The organism is Solibacillus ferritrahens (assembly GCF_037027585.1).
Classification (GTDB): domain Bacteria; phylum Bacillota; class Bacilli; order Bacillales_A; family Planococcaceae; genus Solibacillus; species Solibacillus ferritrahens.
Genome location: NZ_JAXCLE010000001.1, coordinates 350,497 through 369,824 on the forward strand (window position 1 = coordinate 350,497; position 19,328 = coordinate 369,824).

At 36.8% G+C, this 19,328-nt stretch carries 22 protein-coding genes and 1 other annotated feature (1 of these 23 running past the window's edge); of the genes, 12 read left to right on the forward strand and 10 right to left on the reverse strand.

From position 1 onward, the window contains the following. From hemG to hemE, 3 genes are all read right to left on the reverse strand, one after another. On the reverse strand, positions 1-1,437 hold the full coding sequence (gene hemG, locus SNE38_RS01800; protein ID WP_336045764.1) for a protoporphyrinogen oxidase: 1,437 nt from the start codon (positions 1,435-1,437) through the stop codon (positions 1-3). An 11-nt stretch (positions 1,438-1,448) separates the two neighbouring features. Then, positions 1,449-2,381: a ferrochelatase gene (gene hemH, locus SNE38_RS01805; protein WP_191704419.1), complete on the reverse strand. Its 933-nt coding sequence runs from the start codon at positions 2,379-2,381 to the stop codon at positions 1,449-1,451. A gap of 191 nt (positions 2,382-2,572) precedes the next feature. Next, complete coding sequence (gene hemE / locus SNE38_RS01810; RefSeq protein WP_191704420.1) at positions 2,573-3,622, reverse strand: uroporphyrinogen decarboxylase; 1,050 nt, start codon at positions 3,620-3,622, stop codon at positions 2,573-2,575. Between the two features lie 250 nt (positions 3,623-3,872). On the opposite strand from hemE, the gene SNE38_RS01815 reads away from it, so the two are divergent. The 3 genes from SNE38_RS01815 (at position 3,873) to SNE38_RS01825 (ending at position 5,518) form a co-directional block, all read left to right on the forward strand. Then, positions 3,873-4,379, forward strand: a complete 507-nt coding sequence (locus SNE38_RS01815; protein ID WP_191704421.1) for an antibiotic biosynthesis monooxygenase — start codon at positions 3,873-3,875, stop codon at positions 4,377-4,379. Between the two features lie 63 nt (positions 4,380-4,442). Further along, entirely contained in the window at positions 4,443-4,994 is a 552-nt protein-coding gene (locus SNE38_RS01820; RefSeq protein WP_191704422.1) for a chromate transporter, read from the forward strand. Further along, a complete protein-coding gene (locus tag SNE38_RS01825; RefSeq protein WP_191704423.1) occupies positions 4,991-5,518 on the forward strand; it encodes a chromate transporter in 528 nt (175 codons plus the stop codon). The genes SNE38_RS01820 and SNE38_RS01825 overlap by 4 nt, the downstream gene beginning before the upstream one ends. Before the next feature lie 256 nt (positions 5,519-5,774). On the opposite strand, the gene SNE38_RS01830 is transcribed toward SNE38_RS01825, so the two are convergent. Next, the gene (locus SNE38_RS01830) at positions 5,775-6,953 is read right to left on the reverse strand and encodes an ABC transporter permease (RefSeq protein WP_336045765.1); all 1,179 of its coding nucleotides are present in this window, start codon (positions 6,951-6,953) and stop codon (positions 5,775-5,777) included. Further along, complete coding sequence (locus SNE38_RS01835; RefSeq protein WP_191704425.1) at positions 6,937-7,686, reverse strand: ABC transporter ATP-binding protein; 750 nt, start codon at positions 7,684-7,686, stop codon at positions 6,937-6,939. Before SNE38_RS01835 ends, SNE38_RS01830 begins: the two co-directional genes overlap by 17 nt. A gap of 160 nt (positions 7,687-7,846) precedes the next feature. On the opposite strand from SNE38_RS01835, the gene SNE38_RS01840 reads away from it, so the two are divergent. The 5 genes from SNE38_RS01840 (at position 7,847) to SNE38_RS01860 (ending at position 10,453) form a co-directional block, all read left to right on the forward strand. Continuing rightward, positions 7,847-8,278 (forward strand): HIT family protein, encoded by a 432-nt coding sequence (locus SNE38_RS01840; protein ID WP_318247699.1) that lies wholly within the window; start codon positions 7,847-7,849, stop codon positions 8,276-8,278. Positions 8,279-8,381: 103 nt separating this feature from the next. Then, the gene (locus SNE38_RS01845; protein WP_336045766.1) at positions 8,382-8,807 is read left to right on the forward strand and encodes a YtxH domain-containing protein; all 426 of its coding nucleotides are present in this window, start codon (positions 8,382-8,384) and stop codon (positions 8,805-8,807) included. 180 nt (positions 8,808-8,987) lie between these two features. Continuing rightward, complete coding sequence (locus SNE38_RS01850) at positions 8,988-9,548, forward strand: HTH-type transcriptional regulator Hpr (protein ID WP_191704448.1); 561 nt, start codon at positions 8,988-8,990, stop codon at positions 9,546-9,548. A 143-nt stretch (positions 9,549-9,691) separates the two neighbouring features. Continuing rightward, the gene (locus SNE38_RS01855) at positions 9,692-10,234 is read left to right on the forward strand and encodes a DUF3267 domain-containing protein (RefSeq protein ID WP_191704428.1); all 543 of its coding nucleotides are present in this window, start codon (positions 9,692-9,694) and stop codon (positions 10,232-10,234) included. 33 nt (positions 10,235-10,267) lie between these two features. Then, on the forward strand, positions 10,268-10,453 hold the full coding sequence (locus SNE38_RS01860; RefSeq protein ID WP_191699486.1) for a hypothetical protein: 186 nt from the start codon (positions 10,268-10,270) through the stop codon (positions 10,451-10,453). A gap of 63 nt (positions 10,454-10,516) precedes the next feature. Here SNE38_RS01860 and SNE38_RS01865 read toward each other — a convergent pair whose 3' ends face one another. Further along, a complete protein-coding gene (locus tag SNE38_RS01865) occupies positions 10,517-10,627 on the reverse strand; it encodes a YjcZ family sporulation protein (RefSeq protein WP_191704429.1) in 111 nt (36 codons plus the stop codon). A gap of 152 nt (positions 10,628-10,779) precedes the next feature. Here SNE38_RS01865 and SNE38_RS01870 point away from each other — a divergent pair, with 152 nt between their 5' ends. Then, positions 10,780-11,628 carry a peptidylprolyl isomerase gene (locus SNE38_RS01870; protein ID WP_191704430.1) on the forward strand — a complete coding sequence of 283 codons (849 nt, stop codon included), beginning with the start codon at positions 10,780-10,782 and terminating at the stop codon, positions 11,626-11,628. Between the two features lie 50 nt (positions 11,629-11,678). On the opposite strand, the gene SNE38_RS01875 is transcribed toward SNE38_RS01870, so the two are convergent. Further along, on the reverse strand, positions 11,679-12,014 hold the full coding sequence (locus SNE38_RS01875; protein ID WP_191704431.1) for a zinc ribbon domain-containing protein YjdM: 336 nt from the start codon (positions 12,012-12,014) through the stop codon (positions 11,679-11,681). 288 nt (positions 12,015-12,302) lie between these two features. Between SNE38_RS01875 and serC the strand changes: the two genes are divergently transcribed. Next, a complete protein-coding gene (serC, locus tag SNE38_RS01880; protein ID WP_336045767.1) occupies positions 12,303-13,400 on the forward strand; it encodes a 3-phosphoserine/phosphohydroxythreonine transaminase in 1,098 nt (365 codons plus the stop codon). A 66-nt stretch (positions 13,401-13,466) separates the two neighbouring features. After that, on the forward strand, positions 13,467-14,714 hold the full coding sequence (locus SNE38_RS01885) for an MFS transporter (protein WP_336045768.1): 1,248 nt from the start codon (positions 13,467-13,469) through the stop codon (positions 14,712-14,714). A gap of 25 nt (positions 14,715-14,739) precedes the next feature. On the opposite strand, the gene yhaM is transcribed toward SNE38_RS01885, so the two are convergent. Next, positions 14,740-15,675 carry a 3'-5' exoribonuclease YhaM gene (yhaM, locus tag SNE38_RS01890; protein ID WP_336045769.1) on the reverse strand — a complete coding sequence of 312 codons (936 nt, stop codon included), beginning with the start codon at positions 15,673-15,675 and terminating at the stop codon, positions 14,740-14,742. 196 nt (positions 15,676-15,871) lie between these two features. Here yhaM and SNE38_RS01895 point away from each other — a divergent pair, with 196 nt between their 5' ends. Continuing rightward, positions 15,872-16,057 (forward strand): YhzD family protein, encoded by a 186-nt coding sequence (locus tag SNE38_RS01895; RefSeq protein ID WP_191699479.1) that lies wholly within the window; start codon positions 15,872-15,874, stop codon positions 16,055-16,057. 143 nt (positions 16,058-16,200) lie between these two features. Here SNE38_RS01895 and SNE38_RS01900 read toward each other — a convergent pair whose 3' ends face one another. Further along, positions 16,201-16,983, reverse strand: coding sequence for an enoyl-CoA hydratase (locus SNE38_RS01900; RefSeq protein ID WP_191704435.1), 783 nt, complete (start codon positions 16,981-16,983; stop codon positions 16,201-16,203). A gap of 150 nt (positions 16,984-17,133) precedes the next feature. Continuing rightward, complete coding sequence (locus tag SNE38_RS01905; protein WP_336045770.1) at positions 17,134-18,804, reverse strand: FAD-binding dehydrogenase; 1,671 nt, start codon at positions 18,802-18,804, stop codon at positions 17,134-17,136. 377 nt (positions 18,805-19,181) lie between these two features. Continuing rightward, positions 19,182-19,328: a binding site (T-box leader), on the forward strand; it runs 99 nt beyond the window's last position.

Here is a 19,328-nt window from a genome sequence, read left to right on the forward strand (position 1 = left end):
TTAAATTGCCAACTTCGGCTCTAACAATTGCCCAAGCAGTAACTCCGCGGTTTCTCTCCCTTGTAGGACACAATCCGGGATACTAATGCCCTCATATGAACTTCCTGCCAAATAGACATTCGGGAATTCTTCATAAAACTGCTCCTTCATTGAAGACATGCGCAGCTGATGACCGATCGTATATTGGGGCATAGCTTCTTTCCAGCGAGCAACTGTCGTAAACAGCGGTTGTGCATCGAGTCCAACCGCCCGATTCAAATCCTGCAAAACAATTTTCTCAATTTCATTATCTGATAACTCTACGATAGACTCATCACCAACACGTCCAATATACACACGTATTAGTTCATGACCATTTGGGGTAATATTATCCCACTTCTGATGACTCCAAGTACAGCTTGTTATCGCAAAATGACTGTTACGCGAAACGAAGAAGTTAAGCGCACCTTCATACTTTTTTGTAGTCCCAGGTTTAAATGCCATCGTAACCGTTGCAATTGTTGCATAGTTCATTTCCGGCATTTGCTGCATAATATCAGAATCCGGGAAGACTTTTTTAGTCACATTAAATGGTGTTGTCATCACAACTTTATCGGCATCTATAGTAGTACCATCATTTAATGCAATCGATTGTGAATAATCGATATTATTTTCAATGCAATTTACTTTCAGTCCTTTAAGAATGGTCACATCGGTCAACGAGTTTTCCAATGTCTCAATTAAGGACTCCAATCCATTTACAAATGACTCATAATGAATTTCACCCGGTGTATCTACAAGCGCGTAAATTCCTTTACCTGTCTTTTTCATCCCAACCAATAAACTACGATAATCATTTTCAAGCTGATAAAATTGCGGGAACATCGATTGCATACTAACATGATCGACATCACCGGCAAATGTACCTGCCAATACCGGTTCCACCAAATTTTCTACAAGTTCTTTACCGAAGCGTCTACTGAAAAACTCACTAATCGGTTCGTCGGCTTCATGTGGTAATTTAGGTAAAAACAAATCCCCTGCTGCACGGAATTTCCCCATTAATGAAAGGACATTCGATGTCATAAACGAGAATATTTTAGGTGACCCTCCGAGTAAAATATTACTCGGAATTTGATGTAGCTTGCTACCAACTGCGATGAATGTTCGACCATTATTATTTTGAACTATTTCATGTTCGATCTTTAAATCACGTGCCAACTTACGGACACTGCTACCTGTATCAAAAAACGATTCAGGTCCACGTTCAATGATATATCCATCTTTACGCTCTGTATGGATTTTACCACCTAAGCGCAGGGACGCTTCGATTAGCACAATATCTATTGGTAAATTTTGCGCCTTCGTTTTTTGTTGTAAATAGTATGCCGTCGTTAAACCAGTGATTCCACCGCCAACGATAACAACCTTTCTCTTTTTTAAAGTCACCTTCATCATCACTCTCTATATTAATTCGCTATTTTCTTATTTATCGCTTCTACCATTGCGTCTATAAATAAAGGGTGCGTATTTGGCATTGTTGGTCGATAATAGCTTGCGCCAATCTCATCGCATACAACTTTACATTCAATATCATTATCATATAACACTTCTAAATGTTCTGTAACAAAGCCTACTGGAGTGTAGATGAATGCCTTATAACCTTTTTGTTCAAATAATTCTTTCGTTAAATCCTGTACATCCGGGCCTAACCATGGCTCAGGAGTTTGTCCGGCAGATTGCCAACCTACTTCAACATTTACAATATTAGAAGCATCCTTAATTAAACGAGCTGTTTCAACTAGTTGTTCTTCATACGGGTCACCAGCTAATTTGATTTTCTCTGGTAACGAGTGGTTTGAAACAATTAAACAAGCATTTGCACGCTCTTCTTCAGACATCTTTGCCAATTCTCCATTTACTGCTTCTTTCCAAAACTCAATGAATTTTGGCTCGTCATACCATGCTTCAACAGAAGTGATATTTAATGTACCACCCAATTTTTCAGCTGCTTCTTTTGCACGTCCGTTGTAAGATTTAATGGAGAATGTAGAGAAGTGTGGCGCTAAAACGATGGAAACCGCTTCAGTAATACCTTCTTTCACCATCGCTTCCACTGCATCTTCAACAAATGGTTCAATATGCTTTAAGCCGATAAATACTTTATATTCTACTTTGTCCTGAACTTCATTTAAACGGGCACATAAAGCGTGTGCCTGTGCTTCTGTCATCTTTGCAAGAGGTGAAATTCCTCCAATTGCACGGTAACGCTCTGTCAAATCATCAATATGCTCTTGGCTCGGCTTACGGCCATGACGAATATGTGTATAATAACGTTCAATATCTTCTTCTTTATATGGCGTACCATATGCCATTACTAATAATCCACGTACTTCTTTCATGTAAGATCACCTCTGAATGTTTTTAAACACGTTTTCATTTTAAGTTAGTTTTTTGATTAGCCGGGGGATAATGTTTTCACTGTGCTAACAGTGAAAACATTAAGTCATTCCTCCAATCCAATCAACTTTGTACTATATAGTTTTCTCACCTACAATAGTGAATAATCAAATTTTAATTTATCGTTTAATTACTATCGCTTTGCAATTTGTTCGCGGCTGTAGTCGTGTACAAATGCTGTTAGTCGTTTTAATACGGCTGGATCTACTTCCGGGAAGACACCGTGACCTAAGTTGAAAATATGACCGCCTGTATGTGCTAAACCTTGATCGACAATATCTTTTGCACGTGCTTCGATTACGTTCCAGTCCGCCAATAATAATGTAGGATCTAAGTTCCCTTGAACAGCCTTCGTTACACCACGTGCTTCTGCTTCACGGATCGGTAAACGCCAGTCCAATCCTACGACATCGATTGGCAGGTCATGCCATTCGTTAACTAAATGTGACGCCCCAACACCAAACTGTATTAAAGGTACATTTAAAGCACGTAATTCAGCAAAAATACGAGTCATTGTTGGCTTAATAAAAATACGGTAATCTTCCACATTTAATGCGCCCACCCATGAATCGAAAATTTGAATAGCCTTTGCACCGGCTTCTACCTGTGCTGTAATATCCGCGATAATCATGTCAGCTAATTTATCCATTAGCGCAATCCAAGCTTTTGGCTGTGAAACCATAAAGGATTTTGTTTTTGCATAATTACGGCTTGGACCACCTTCAATCATATAACTTGCCAGTGTAAACGGAGCACCGCCAAAGCCGATTAACGGAACATTTAACTGCTCTTTTGTTAACATTTTAATCGTTTCTAAAACATAAGGTGTATGCTCTTTTGCATTAAACTCACGCAAATTTTCTACATCGGCTACAGAACGAATCGGGTTAGAAATGACCGGTCCAATACCCGCTTTAATTTTTACATCTACTCCCATACCCGGTAAAGGGGTTACAATATCTTTATAAAGAATGGCAGCATCTACGTTGTATTGTTCAACGGGTAAACGTGTAACATATGCACATAGTTCCGGTTGCATTGTAATCTCTTCTAATGAATATTTTTGTTTAATTTCACGATATTCTGGCTGCGAACGACCTGCCTGGCGCATAAACCAAACTGGCGTATGTTCTACTTGTTCACCGCGAGCAGCACGTAATAATGTATCATTAAATTTCATCATGTTTGATTTCTACCCCTTAAAATAAATTCATTTTTATTCTGTACTTTTAAAAAAACGTCATTGATATCCATTATCGACTATAAGCTTTTCAAGGATAATTGTATAGATTACTTCTTTAAATGTCATAAAATTGTCCTTTCTGCTATAGAACTTTTTGACAAATAGCTTGAACATCTTTATAAATGGAAATAATAGAACCAATTACGTTTACGTAATCAAACCCCTAAATAAAGAAAAGGAGGTCATATCCATGAATTTTTATGTAACTTCAGGTACACCTGACTATATGGAAAAGTTAGTCGAAAAAAACGCTAAGCACCCGCTCATCTTATTACACGGAAATGGTAACTCTGTTGTATTACATGAAACCGATAAAAAGTCTATTTTTGCTGTACCCCGTAATTTCGAAGTCATTGCACAAAAGGGACAATTTGAGCAGAAGGGCTATTTTACTTTTTACAATATGCCCATTATGTCAGATGAACGTCCTGTTTTCGAGAAAAAAGCTCTCGACGTTATTTCTTCATTAAATACAAACGACGGTGTCATTGCATATCGCTTACTCCGTCCGATCAAAGCAGATACGTATTTATTTATTATCCAGTGGGGTGGACCTGCTTCCTATGAAGTATGGAAAAATAGCAACGAGTATAAAACTTCATTTTCCCCAGTATTCGAAGGAACAACTCTAGCTTTGCAGTCAATGTTTAACGCATCAGCATATATTACGACATACAGTGCCCCATCAAAAGAATAATGCTTTTTTGGAGTTATCTCTCCTATGAAGGTAACTCCTTTCTTATTTAAAGGAGGAAATACATTGGCTAAGCAGTTACATATTTTTATTGCGTTTTTCAGATCGGGATTACTTGGCTTTGGTGGTGGCCCAACTACAATCCCTCTTGTACATAAAGAAGTTGTTAAAACTTATGAGTGGATGACAGATGAGGAATTTTCTGATGTTATATCAATTGGAAATACTTTACCTGGTCCGATTGCTACAAAGATGGCTGGTTATATTGGTTTTCGGGTAGGTGGATGGCTAGGACTCATAAACGCATTAGTAGCAACCGTTCTTCCAACTGTCATCCTTTTAATATTATTGCTTGGTTCACTAAAGCAATTTAGCGAATCTGATTTCGTAAATGGTATGACAAATGGGGTTATTCCCATTGTTGCCGTGATGATGGGTGTTTTAACATGGGATTTTATAAAAAAGTCAAAAGCATCCCTTGGTATTAAATTGGCTTCGATTATTTTTATTGTAAGCTTCATTGCTATTATTGTATTAAATATTCATCCCGGATTTGTTATTGCTGCTTTATTAATAATCGCACTTGCTCTTCCTGTTAAAGGAGGAAACATATCATGACCTATTTCCACTTATTTTTAGCATTTTTCTTCCCAAATATTCTTGCTTACGGTGGCGGTCCGGCAGCAATTCCATTAATCGAGCATGAAGTTGTACAAAAATACGGTTGGATGACGAAAACAGAATTCAGCGAGTTATTCGCACTTGCCAACTCATTACCTGGACCAATCGCAACCAAAATGGCAGGTTATATCGGTTTTGAAGTGGCCGGCGTTTTAGGAAGTATTGTTGCACTATTTGCAACAGTAGCACCCTCCCTCGCACTTATGCTGTTATTATTAAACTTATTATATAAGCATCGTCATTCTGTACGTGTAAAGCGTTTGTCTAGTTATGTATTGCCGGCTATTGCAATCTTAATGCTTTCTCTGACATTTGATTTTGCAAAAACTTCTTATGAATTAAATAATCTTATTCCTACAATTCTATTACTAGCTGCAAGTTATTTTGCTTTGGAGAAATTTAAAATTCACCCTGCCTTTGTCATTTTAGCCGGTCTATTAATTGGGGGATTGTTTTTATAGGATTATAGTGTAAACAAAGAGGTTGGAACAGAAGTAGAAATTTCATTGAATAAGGAAAAGCCCTTATTTAAAAACGGATATTTTATAAAATTGATTGGAATGGAGGGCGACTCCTGAGACTACAGGCTCAGGCCGTGCCCGCGGAAAGCGTCCCGGAATGAAAATCAATTTTTACGCCAGCAAAAAAATGCCATTTTTCTCCCTGAGAAAAATGGCATTTTTGGCTTATGTCCAGTCTATTGTTGTGCTATCAAATCTATTTAGACATGCGTATTGTTAATTCACTTACGCCAATAATCACAACCGGAATAATGTAAAATTGCGGTTGCATGACAGCACATAGCGTCACAATTATTGCTTGTACAATACTTAATTGACGGAGCAACTTTGCGACTGCCTGCTTTCTCGTATCTTTCGGAATTGGATAAAGCATATCCATTCGGAAATCCCCTGCTGACATCAACGCATATTTAAGTTGTAAAGTAGTTGCAAATGCCAAAGCACCGACAACAATCCAAGTTACAAACGGAATTGTTATAAACATAGCAATAATCGCCGAAATGACAGTTAGGCGTACCCATAGGTAGAAATGGTCATCTGTTCGAATAAATGTACGGTAAATTAAGAAAGCCTGTGTATTTTCTTTTTTAAAACTAATCGCCTTATAAGCAATATCCAACCAAGCACGGCGTTTTACCGATCCCTTTAGATGCGGAACATCTGTAAAGTAATTCGCAAAACGATAAAAGCTCATCATGCGGTTTTGCTCAAGCCGAATAAAATGTTCATATGGCACCGGATTGTTTTGCGTTCTTTTCTGAAGCGTAAAGTTATAAAATCCAAGCATAATCAGGAATACAATACCGATTAAACCGTTAGTTAGCATCATTTGAATGGCCAAAATCGAGATGACTATTCGAACAACCCGATCCAACCCAATTGAATGTCCACGATTCACATATCTATAATAAAATTCCCCGCGCACATTAAACCATTTCAAAATCGCGATAAATAAAACATTCATCCAAATTTCTGCTGCAGAAAGCTCGGTTACGGCCTTTAATAATGGAATCGCGATAATACATAATGCGACTGGCACCAAAACTTGCGACCAAAATGTCCAGTTCATCGCTTTTTTAAAGTAGCCGGGCATTTGACTTTCAAGTGGCAATAAATATACTTGGTCCGGCTCTTTTATTAATGTTACCGGTCGGCTAAATGCTAAGAGTGCCCCAATCATAATGGCAATAATCCACTCAGCCGGAAAATCTGTAGGTACAACTTTTAGCCATTCACTGTATTGATAGCCCCCTGCTCCAGCAATAAAAACAAGAACAATTGCAATATGCCCCGTAAAGACGAAGCGCATATATTTCATCACTTCGCCGATGTAATGCTCAAAGCGCTTGGCCCATACATTATGCATGTTGTTCATTGTCCTGCTCCTTTGTCATCGCAATGTACAAGTCATCCAATGTTGCAGACTGCATGCCGAAAGCTTTACGTAAATCATCCATTGTCCCTTGTGCCCGTACTCTTCCTTCATGCAGAAGGATGATGCGGTCACAATGCTTTTCGGCAGTAGATAAAATATGTGTCGACATTAAAATCGAGGCCCCTGTACGCTTCTTTTCATCCATTTGATCCAGTAAGGATTGAATACCAAGTGGATCCAACCCAACAAAGGGCTCATCGATAATATAAAGGCTCGGGTTGACTAAAAAAGCACACATAATCATTACCTTTTGGCGCATCCCTTTTGAGAAATGCGATGGGAACCAATTTAAACGCTTTTCCATGCGAAATTCCTTTAATAGGCTTTCAGAACGTTCATTTAATGTCTTTTCATCTATTCCATAGGCCATTGCTGTTAATTGTAAATGTTCTTTCAATGTTAGTTCTTCGTAAAGGACAGGCGTTTCCGGAATATAAGAAAAACTGGAACGGTATTTGTCCAAATTCTCTTTTAGCGTCACTCCGTTTAGGCGTATTTCTCCAGAGCGAGGTAAGAGTGTTCCTATTATATGTTTGATTGTCGTACTTTTCCCGGCACCATTTAATCCGATTAATCCAACAAGCTCACCTTTTTTTATTTCAAATGATAAATCTTTTATTACAGGTTTTTTCGTATAACCACCTGTTACATTTTGCAATTGTAAAATTGTCACAGTCGTCACTCCTCTTTTCTAAATTAAGTTTATCAAATGCTCATGAAGTTGAACACTGAATGAATCAGACAATTCTTTAAACGTTTAATACAAATCCTTTACATAAAGTAGTTTTCCAAATAATCTATGATAAAATAAAGAAAAATAATAGAAAAAGGAGATAAAAAAACCAATGAACGATTGCTTATTTTGTAAAATTATCGCTGGTGAAATTCCAAGTTTGAAAGTTTATGAAGACGATCATGTATTTGCTTTTATGGATATTGCCCCATTAACTAAAGGCCATACATTACTAATTCCTAAAACGCATTGCAAAGATTTATTCGAAATGCCTGAGGATGTTGCACGTAATTTATATGCAGCAGCACCAAAAGTGGCAAATGCGATTAAAGCAGCGTTTAATCCAACTGGTATGAACACGATTAACAATAATGGTGCAGCTGCTGGACAGACTGTATTTCATTATCATCTTCATTTCGTACCGCGCTATGACGAGACAGACGGCTTAGTCGTTGAATGGAACAGTCGTCAACAGGATTTTCAGGCGGATGTACTAGCAAACCTTTCGGAGCAGATTAAAGCACATTTATAAACTCATCCAATGATACCAGCATCTTTTCCATACAAAATGCTGGTTTTTGTATGAACTAATTTGCCTCTCCATCCTAAATCCTATTTTAAATGTTTATTGGTAGATGGATTGGGAAAAAGATTTGGATATAGAAATATTAAAAAGTGAGGGAAACATTATGAAAGTAAAATCATTTTTATTAGGGGTCACAACAGGAATTGTCAGCGGTGCTGCAGTTATTTTATTTTCCACACCACAATCAGGTACTGAATTAAGGAAAAACCTTATAGCCAATACTAAAAATATTAAATCTAAACTTCATGAAGTACAAGGCGAATTGAATAATGTAAAACAATCCATTACAACTTTAAAGGCAGAAGCCCAGAATAATATGCCTAGTATAATAAATGAATTAAAAGATAATTTAGCATCTTTTAAAACGGAAATCGAGCCAGAAACAGCATTACTAAAACAAGAAATTGAAAATTTACAGAATTCTATAAGTGAAATCGAGAAAAATATCCCTTCAAACAAAAATAACGCCCAATGAGCAAATATTATCACGTAGCACTTTAGTACTTGTCCTATTTACAAAAACAGTTAATTAAATCCTAAAATTATCTTTTTGTAGTATATTTCAAGCAATGTTCAATTATTCCATTTTTCTAACTTTAAAGTCTTTTCTTTTATTGCTATAATATTTTTATAATGATAATGAAAGAAGAAGGTGATTGCTTTGACAGAAGATTTATACTCACAAAGAGAGGCTATGCTGTTCAGCCAAAGAGTCGCGCAGCTATCAAAAGCTCTTTGGAAAGCTATTGAAAAAGATTGGCAAACATGGATTAAACCTTTCGATTTAAACATTAATGAACATCATATTTTATGGATTTCATATCATTTGAAAGGCGCCTCGATTTCGGATGTAGCTAAATTCGGCGTCATGCATGTATCTACTGCTTTCAACTTTTCAAAAAAATTGGAAGAACGTGGATTACTCACTTTCTCAAAACGTGATGAAGACAAACGTAATACATATGTCGAGTTGACTGAAAAGGGCTCTGAACTTATTTTACGTATGTATGACCACTATCACGATACAGAGCATTCTATTTTATTAGGTGCGTTGCCATTAAAAGAACTATATGGAAGATTCCCTGAGTTTTTAGATGTAATGGCTGTTATTCGCAATATTTACGGTGATGACTTCATTGAAATTTTCGAACGCTCTTTCTTTAATTTTAAAGAGACACTGGACGATTCAGGAAAACCGAGTATACCAACTACTTAAATAATTCAATTAAAAGAAATGCCGTCAATTTAAATTGGTGACATTTCTTTTTTCTTTCATTATAGTTAGTTTAATGTTTAAATCTTAATATTTAATGGAAAAATAAAGTAAATCGTTATCCATTTTGTTTTAGGGGGGGTAACATGCATTGTTGGAAAACGATTAATATTGAACGCGAATACGGTACAACACGATTATTTTTATTGGGAATAACGCTTTTCATACTGGTTTTTTGCTTTTCATACATTGCATTTAGTTTTAACTTCAATGGTCAGCATATTGATCATTATTTGTGGTTAGTTTTCTTAGCAATACCGTTTCTTTATCCTTTACACAAATTTTTGCATTATATCGCTTTATTTCAATATAAAAAATCACTTATACTTCGATTGAAAATCCAATATTATTTTATTCCAGTCATTAATATGCGCTTAGAAAATGGTATCCCAAAAAAATCCTATATTTTTGCATTGGTTACGCCTTTTATCATAATTAATACATGCTTAGTAATCGGGGGCTTTTCAATTCCCCAATATGCACATTACTTTAGCGGACTGCTTGCGTTACATTGCAGTATTTGTCTTATGGATTTTTTATATGTGAAAAATTTAATGTCTGCACCAAACAATGCTATAATTGAAGAGACGCCAAGAGGTTATGAAATTTTAGTACCACTTGATTTATAGTTTTTATTGACGCTTTAGAGGGGAGGAATAAATTTGTTACTACTCGTTGTCATCTTATTTTCAGTAATATACTTATTCCAAATAAATCGAATGACTGCTGCCTTATGTAGTCGCCGTGAAATTCCAGAAGAAAAACAACCAAAAATTTTCCGTACGATAAATGTTCTAATTACAATTTTACTCGTAAGTTTGTATGTTGAAGTGCTGCTTGCTGTCTAAATGAATCTGTATTCAATTGAAAAGTGGTAAAAATCGAAAATTCGATTTTTACCACTTTTTTTTTTAGTAAATAAACGCTGCGCCTACGATAATTAACAAGATAAATAAAACAACTAAAAGCGCAAATCCAGAGCCATTACCGTAGCCTCCGCCGTTATAACCTCCGCCGCCCATAACTTGCCACCTCCTTTCCTTTCCTTTCCTAATTATCGTATGCACTTTCTTTCACGTAACTTGGGCACTCATTTCCATGCAACCATTTTTGTTTTTAATTCGTTTATGTTATAGTTACAATTGCATAAAAGTTAAGTTAGGGGCGTATTCACATGAAAAAAACTCTTTTCGCATTAACAGTTGCAGCTTCAATAGGTTTAGCTGCATGTAGTAATCCTGGAGATGAAGTTGTCGTATCAACAAATGTAGGCGACATTACTCAAGAGGAATTTTATAACTCAATGAAAGACATTGCTGGGGATCAATTATTACAGCAAGTTGTAGTTGAAAGAATTTTAAATGATAAATATAAAGTGACAGATGAAGAAATCGAAAAGGAATTAGCTACTGTAAAAGAGCAGTATGGCGAAGGCTACGAAGCTGCATTAGCACAGAGCAATTTAACGGAAGAAATGCTAAAAACAAATATCCGTTTCACTTTGTTACAACAAAAAGCTACTGAAGATGTTGAAGTAACTGATGAAGAAATCCAAAAATATTATGACCAAGCTTCTCAAGAATTGAATGCCCGTCATATTTTAGTTGAAGATGAAGCAACTGCAAATGAAATCATCGAAAAGCTAAATGCTGGTGAAGATTTTGCAGAATTAGCTAAAGAGTTTTCAACTGATCCAGGTTCTGGTCAACAAGGTGGAGATTTAGGCTGGTTCACAGTCGGTACGATGGTGCCTGAATTCAATGATGCAGCTTATGCATTAAAAGTTGATGAAATCAGTAAACCAGTACAAACTCAACACGGTTTCCACATTATTCAAGTACAAGAAAAACGTGCTGTTAAAGATTACGGTACTCTTGACGAGAAAAAAGAAGAAATCCGTGAATCAATCGTTGCCACAAAAGGTGATTGGAACGCAAAAATGGCTGAATTAATTAAAGGCGCTAAAATAGATGTTAAAGATGAAGATCTAAAAGACGCATTTTCTAGCTTTACTGCTGAATAATTACTACATGAAAAATGCGAGACCCGTGGTTAAAATGGGTCTCGCATTTTTTAGTTTTTCTTTACGAATTCAGATTTTAGTTTCATTGCACCAAAGCCATCAATTTTACAGTCAATATTATGATCGCCTTCCACAAGACGAATGTTTTTAACACGAGTACCAATTTTTAGCGTTGATGAGCTCCCTTTTACTTTTAAATCTTTAATAACTGTAACGGTATCCCCATCTGTTAAAAGATTTCCATTAGCATCGCGAGCAACTATTCCTTCTTCTACTTCTTCTGCTGTTTGGGACCACTCATGTGCACATTCTGGACATACGTAATTTTGTCCATCTTCATACGTATACTCCGAGCCACATTCAGGACACTTTGGTAATTGTTCCATTTCATATAACCTCCAGTCATTCATCTCCTCTATACTGGCATAAATATAGCCTTTAAACAAGTTCAGGACGAGATAATATGATTCACAAAATTATGTTATGTCTAAGTTAAAGCTAATTCTCTTAAACACGAACATTAGTATTTCATATTGTACAAAAATTCTTATATTTGTCGTTAGTTCTTCTCATTTATGCTTTTCAGGAAAAGAATTCAAAGAATTTTCACACATTTATAAGAAAAGAGTATATTATCTATTTATACGAATTAACTAACATAAGGAGTGTTTCCATTGACGATAACAACAAAACGCGCATATAACTTTAATGCAGGTCCATCTGCATTACCACTTGAAGTTTTACAAAAAGCACAAGCAGAACTAATTGATTTCAAAGGTACTGGCATGTCAGTAATGGAATTAAGTCACCGAAGTGCAGCATTTGAAGAAGTACATAATGAAGCCATTGCACGTCTACGGAAGTTATATGAAATACCGGAAAACTATGAAGTATTATTTTTACAAGGCGGAGCAAGCCTACAGTTTTCCATGATTCCAATGAACTTCTTAAAAGAAGGTCAAAAAGCGAGCTATATTCAAACTGGTGCTTGGTCAGAAAAGGCTTTTAAAGAAGCGGCATTATTCGGTACACCAGTTTTAGCGGCAAGTTCAAAAGAAAATAACTATAAAAATATCCCTGCTCTTTCAGACATCCAAATTGATAAAGATTCTGCATATGTTCACCTAACATCAAACAATACGATTTTCGGTACTCAGTGGAAGACATTCCCTAACACAGGTGATATTCCATTAATTGCAGATATGTCTTCTGATATTTTATCTAAAAAAGTAGATGTTTCGAACTTTGCAATGATTTATGCAGGGGCACAAAAAAACCTTGGTCCATCTGGTGTAACAGTAGTAATCATTCGTAAAGACCTATTAGAAAGTGCAAATTCTAACATTCCTACAATGTTAAAATACACAACGCATTCTAAAAATAATTCTTTATACAATACACCCCCTACTTTCGGAATTTACATGTTAGGTGAAGTTTTAAAATGGATGGAAGAACAAGGTGGCTTAGAAGTTATAGAACAACGTAACGAGGAAAAAGCAAAATACATTTATGATGCAATCGACAACTCAAACGGCTTCTACTTTGGGCATGCAACAAAAGAATCCCGTTCATTGATGAATATTACTTTCCGCGTTGCTGACGAAGAGCTGGAAAAGAAGTTTTTAGCTGAAGCAAAAGAAGCTGGATTCGTTGGTTTAAATGGTCACCGTTCTGTAGGTGGCTGCCGCGCTTCTGCATACAATGCTGTACCAGTAGAAACTTGCTTGACCCTTTCTGAATTCATGGTTAAATTCCAGGAAGACAACCAATAAAATTTACTAAAGTGAAAATGCTCCCTAATATTATGGGGGCATTTTTGTCTATATGGGGGTAGAATGTTGAAAAAATGGCATTATAGTTGGATTATATTAGCTGTAACATTTATATCTATTATTGTAGCTGGTATTATCCGCTCATCAGCTGGGGTATTCATTAATCCTTTTGAGCAAGAGTTTGGCTGGAGCCGCCCCTCTATTTCAATGGCTTTTGCTGTATCTTTATTTTTATATGGATTTTCGGGTCCTTTTATGGCTGCATTCGTTGAAAAGTACGGCTTAAAGCGTATGATGCTTGGATCAATGACGTTGCTTTCGCTCGCATTAGCCAGTACCTTCATCATGCAAAAAGAATGGCAGCTAATACTTATATGGGGCATCATGATGGGGATTGGCTCTAGTTTATTCTTAACAGTATTAAGTACACAAGTTGCCAATCGCTGGTTCGTTAAACGTAGAGGGCTGGCAGTAGGGATTTTAACCGCCGCAACTGCTACAGGACAATTAATATTGTTGCCGGTACTTGCGGCTTTAGTAGACCGTTATTCGTGGCAAGCAGCCATTGCTTTAATTTTTGTATTAAGTCTCTTGATGATCATCATCATCTCTATATTTATGTACAGCTATCCGATTGAAAGACAGATCGCTCCTTATGGTCATGATGGTCTAGTAGAGCCGGTTCGCTCGACAGGAAATCCTTTTGCTATGGCAATATCTTCACTTATTGAAGGATTGAAGGCGAAGGAATTTTGGCTCTTGGCAGGTAGTTTTTTTATTTGTGGTTTATCGACAAGTGGTTTAATAGGGACTCACTTCATTTCATATTGCATTAGCTTTGGCATCCCTGTCGTTACAGCGGCCGCAATGTTGTCCTTTATGGGTATATTTGATTTAATCGGTACTACATTATCAGGCTGGTTATCCGATCGGTTTGATAATCGGTGGTTACTATTTTGGTATTATTCATTACGAGGATTTTCGCTACTCGCACTTCCCTATGCACTTTCCACAGGTTCCTATGCATGGCTAATGATTTTTGCCATTTTTTATGGGCTAGATTGGATTGCAACCGTCCCACCGACAATTGGCATAACACGCCAACGCTTCGGTATAGAAAAAAGCGCAATGATGTACGGTTGGATGGTAGCATTTCACCAAGTTGGGGCTGCAGTAGCTGCCTACTACGGGGGGGTATTCTACAGCGCATTTGGCTCATATAAAATGGCCTTTTTGCTGGCAGGAGGATTTTGTTTCCTCGCAAGTCTATTTGTCATTCTTTTAAAAAAACAACCGCAATTAAAAGAAGCATGAGCCAAGGTTTGGCTCATGCTTTTTCTTATATCGTTGGTTTGTAAAATGAACGATTGTCCAATGGGAATAAACGCTCTGTAAATTCTCCTGGTTTTGTTTTATCCAGGGCACGTGTAAGCATATTCATTTTCGCATCAATATTATCAATGTAATGCAAAATTTCCGCTTCCTGAATCATTGGCTTTTTAGGGCTGCCCCATTCTTCTTTTCCGTGATGGCTCAACACTAAGTGCTGCAGTAACATCACTTCTTCGCCTTCTATTTTTAGTTCATGTGCAGCTTGACCAATTTCATTGACCATTATGGAGATATGGCCAAGTAAATTCCCTTCCACCGTATACATTGTACCGACAGGACCACTTAATTCAATTACTTTACCAACATCATGTAAAATAACACCTGCATATAACAAGTCACGATTCAATGTTGGATATAAATCACAGATTGCTTCGCTTAATTTCAACATTGAAACGACATGGTCAATTAAACCTGATGCATAATCGTGATGGTTTTTTGTCGCTGCTGGGAAAATGATTAATTCATCTTGAAACTTTTTCACGATATAGCGTGTGAGACGTGAAATATTTGGATTTTGAATTTGGAAGAAATATTGATTTAATTCTTCAAATAATTGTTCTTTAGGAATAGCGGATGTTGGCAATAAGTCGCTAATCTGAACACCTTCTTCTTCACGTGTCGGGCGAATTTGCTTTACACGTAACTGGTTCTTTCCACGATAATCGTGAATCTCTCCACCGACTTTAACAATTACCTGAGCCCGATATAAATTTTCATGTTCTTCATTTGTATCCCAAAGCTTTGCTTCAATATCTCCGCTCCGGTCTTGTAAAATGAGTGACATGAAAGGTTTACCAACTGTCGTTACACCTTTTTTCGCTTCTTTAATTAGTAAATATTGATCTACTTGGTCACCCGGTTGGAGTTTTGTAATTCCATTCACAAGCAATCTCCCCTTTATAACTCTATTACAATTTATTGTAACATGTATATGCAATACTTATCGATTAAAAGACTATATTACCGTTCATCTAAATGACATTACTTTCGTCTTTTTTCTACAAAACAAGCATTATTTCGTGAATTATCCGAAAATTTCTAGTATAATTATATTATCTTGCTTATAAAGGGTGGTTTAAATGGAGAATTATCGTTTTACTGCATTTGAAAAAACAGGAGAAACTTTATTCGATGAAGTATGGACTTTTGCAAACGATGACGCTGCAAAAATCGATGGCCAGAAGCAAATCGAAGAAAAAGGTATTGCTGAAAAAACGCATCGATTAGTAAACTCATCTGGCAAATTAATTTTATTCCACGTGTAAACTAACCGTACATAAATCGGAGGTGCCCTATCATGTAGGGCATTTTAATTTTATCTAATTACTCTTTTTTACAAAAGATCTGTATTAAAACTAAAAATCCACCATTTTGCGGTTCAGCAAAATAGTGGATTTTTCATTGCAAATTATTTACCTATAAACTGTGGCATACGTTTTTCTACAAATGCTTTAATGCCTTCTAAATGATCTGTTGTTTGTCGCATCTTCACTTGTCCCTCTGATTCACCCTTCAGAATTTCATCCAATTGTTCAAGATTAGAAGCATGTAAAATACACTTCGTTTCAATCATTGCTAGAATTGGAGATGCCAGTACTTTCCCAACGAGCTGATCAACTGTTTCTAATGCCGTCCCATCTGGACAACTATAATCAATTAGACCTAACGATAATGCCTCATCTCCATTCATTACTTTCCCTTCCCAAATCATTTGCTTAGCTTTTACTGTACCAAGACGTTCCTTCATAAAGAAGTGGCCGGCACCGTCCGGTATTAAACCAATACCGATAAAGTTCATCGCTAGTTTACTTGATTGTTCTGCAACAATAATGTCACTTCCTAGTGCCAGACTAAAGCCCAAGCCAGCAGAAGCACCATGGATTTGTGCAATCGTAATCATCGGAAGCGTGTAATATGCTCTGACTAAACGTGCAATATCATCCATTATCGTACCAAAGTCAGAAAAATCATTCGAGGCAACCATCCTCTTCACATCGCCTCCAGCTGAAAAGACTTTCCCTTCTCCTTTAATTATCAGAATTTGGACGTCCTTTTCATTATGTAACGCTTCGAAGCAATCGGCCAATTCCCGCATCATTGTAAAATCCATTGCATTCATCGCATTCGGACGATTTAATGTTAATGTTGCTTTTCGTTCTGCTATTTCCAATTTAATCGTTTCAAAGTTCATTTCCATACACCCCTTATAAATGAATAATCATTCATTTCGACATAACTAAATGATATCCCTTTAATTTTTCAAAACCAATATTAATAAAAGTTTGTGTGATTGGCTCAAGCTCTGTCACACTGTATGTTTCAGCGCCTGACCTTATTACATTTAGGTCATACTCGAATACTTATGGGAAACAGCTAAATATTTTCCTACTTGCAAGCCTGTAAACAAGCAACCCCCTAAAAACGTTCCTTCCAACGAACGATAGCCATGTATACCTCCACCACCAAACCCACTCACTTCACCTGCAGCAAAAAGTCCTGGTATAGGATTTCCGTCCTCATTAAGTACTTGCCCATTTAAATTTGTTTGTAATCCTCCTAATGTTTTACGAGTCAGAATATTTAAGCGTACCGCAATTAATGGTCCTGCTGCAGGATCCAATATTTTATGAGGTTTTGCAGCACGAATTAATTTATCCCCTATATAATTTCTTGCGCCATGTAATGCGGTAATTTGTGCATCCTTTGAAAACAAATTCTCAATTTCACGATCGCGTGCCAAAATCTGTTCTTTAATATGCAGGAAGTCGAGTAAATCACTCCCTACAAGCTTATTCATTCCTTCTACTAAATCTTTTAAACTATCGCCAATTACAAAATCTTCGCCATTCTCCTTAAAATCCTGAACTGCTTTTGGAGGCCCTGGTAAAATACGTTTCAATACATCTTTAATACTCTTTTTTGTCAAATCCATATTCTGCTCTGAACCTGATAAAGCGAATTCTTTTTCAATTATTTTTTCTGTCAAAATAAACCATGAAAAATCATATCCAGTGTTTTGTATCGCTTCGAGAGTACTTAATGTATCAAACCCAGGGAAATTTGGTGCAGTAAAACGGTTTCCTAATGCATCAAACCACATTGATGAAGGTCCAGGTAATATGCGAATACCATGATTATTCCAAATAGGATCCCAGTTTTTCAGCCCTTCCGTATAATGCCACATACGGTCTCGATTAACGATGCGCCCCCCTGCTTGTTCTGTAATCTCCAACATTTTACCATCTACATAGGCTGGAACTCCTGCCACCATATTTTGGGGCGGTGTCCCGAGTCTTGAAGGCCAATTTTTCTTCACCAACTCAATATTTGCTCCAATTCCACCACTTGCTACTACTACTGCATCTGCGAAATACTCAAATGAATCTACCACTACTCTCGAGCTTTCTTCACCACGTCGAATAATGCTATTTTCCAAAACATTTCCCCGAATACCTGTAATGTTCCCATCTTCAGTGATCAGCTCTGTTACTTGATGGCGCGGCAAATAGGTAATATCTCCTTTATCAGAGGCATTTAACACTTTATTTGCAAACGGTTCAACCAGTGCAGGACCTGTCCCCCATACGATGTGAAAGCGCGGAACAGAATTGCCATGCCCCCCTGCTAAAGAGCCGCCTCGCTCTGCCCAACCAACGACCGGGAAAAAATTAATGCCTTGGGATTTTAGCCAGTTGTATTTCTCTCCTGCAGCAAAATCGATATATGCTTTTGCCCATTCATACGCCCAATGATCCTCATCCTCTAAACGGTCAAAGCTTGCAGAACCACGCCAATCCTGCCATGCAAGCTCTTTGTTGTCTTTAATTCCTAACCTTCTTTGCTCAGGGGAATCAACTAAGAATAATCCACCAAATGACCAAAATGCTTGCCCCCCAATTGAATTTGCCGGCTCCTGATCGACAAGCAGTACCTTTTTCTTCGCGTCGATTAGCTGACAAGCTGCCGTTAATCCAGCCAACCCTGCCCCAATAACGATTACATCATAATGCATATTTTACTCCCCCTTTATATGTACATATGTATTACCACTTCGAGTTATTTTACATTTTACCTTCTATTTATTTTCCAATTTTAAAAAGGCATTTTTTTAAACGTGACAAAATTATGTCACAAAATAAAAAAATAAATTTTAATGATAATTTTGAAACGCTATAAATTTTCTGTAAATTCAATTAAATCTTATTATATCAACATCGTTAGCGCTTACATAGGAAATTATAAATCCGAACATTCATTTGATAATCAATTGAAATAGTTCGCTTTAAAGGACTTATTTATTAAACAAAAAGAAAATTACTCAAATTATTCTAAAAACTCCGTTGACAAAGGTGAACAATCGGGTTTATGATGTTATCAACTTAAACACAGCAAAATATAACGATAGAGACATGCTTTTCGAATGTATTACCAAAGAGAGCTGATGGTTGGTGTAAATCAGTGTATGCTTCGAATTCGCTCCACTCTTGAATAGAATAGCTGAAATTTATCAGTAGGTTATTCCGTCCCATGCACGTT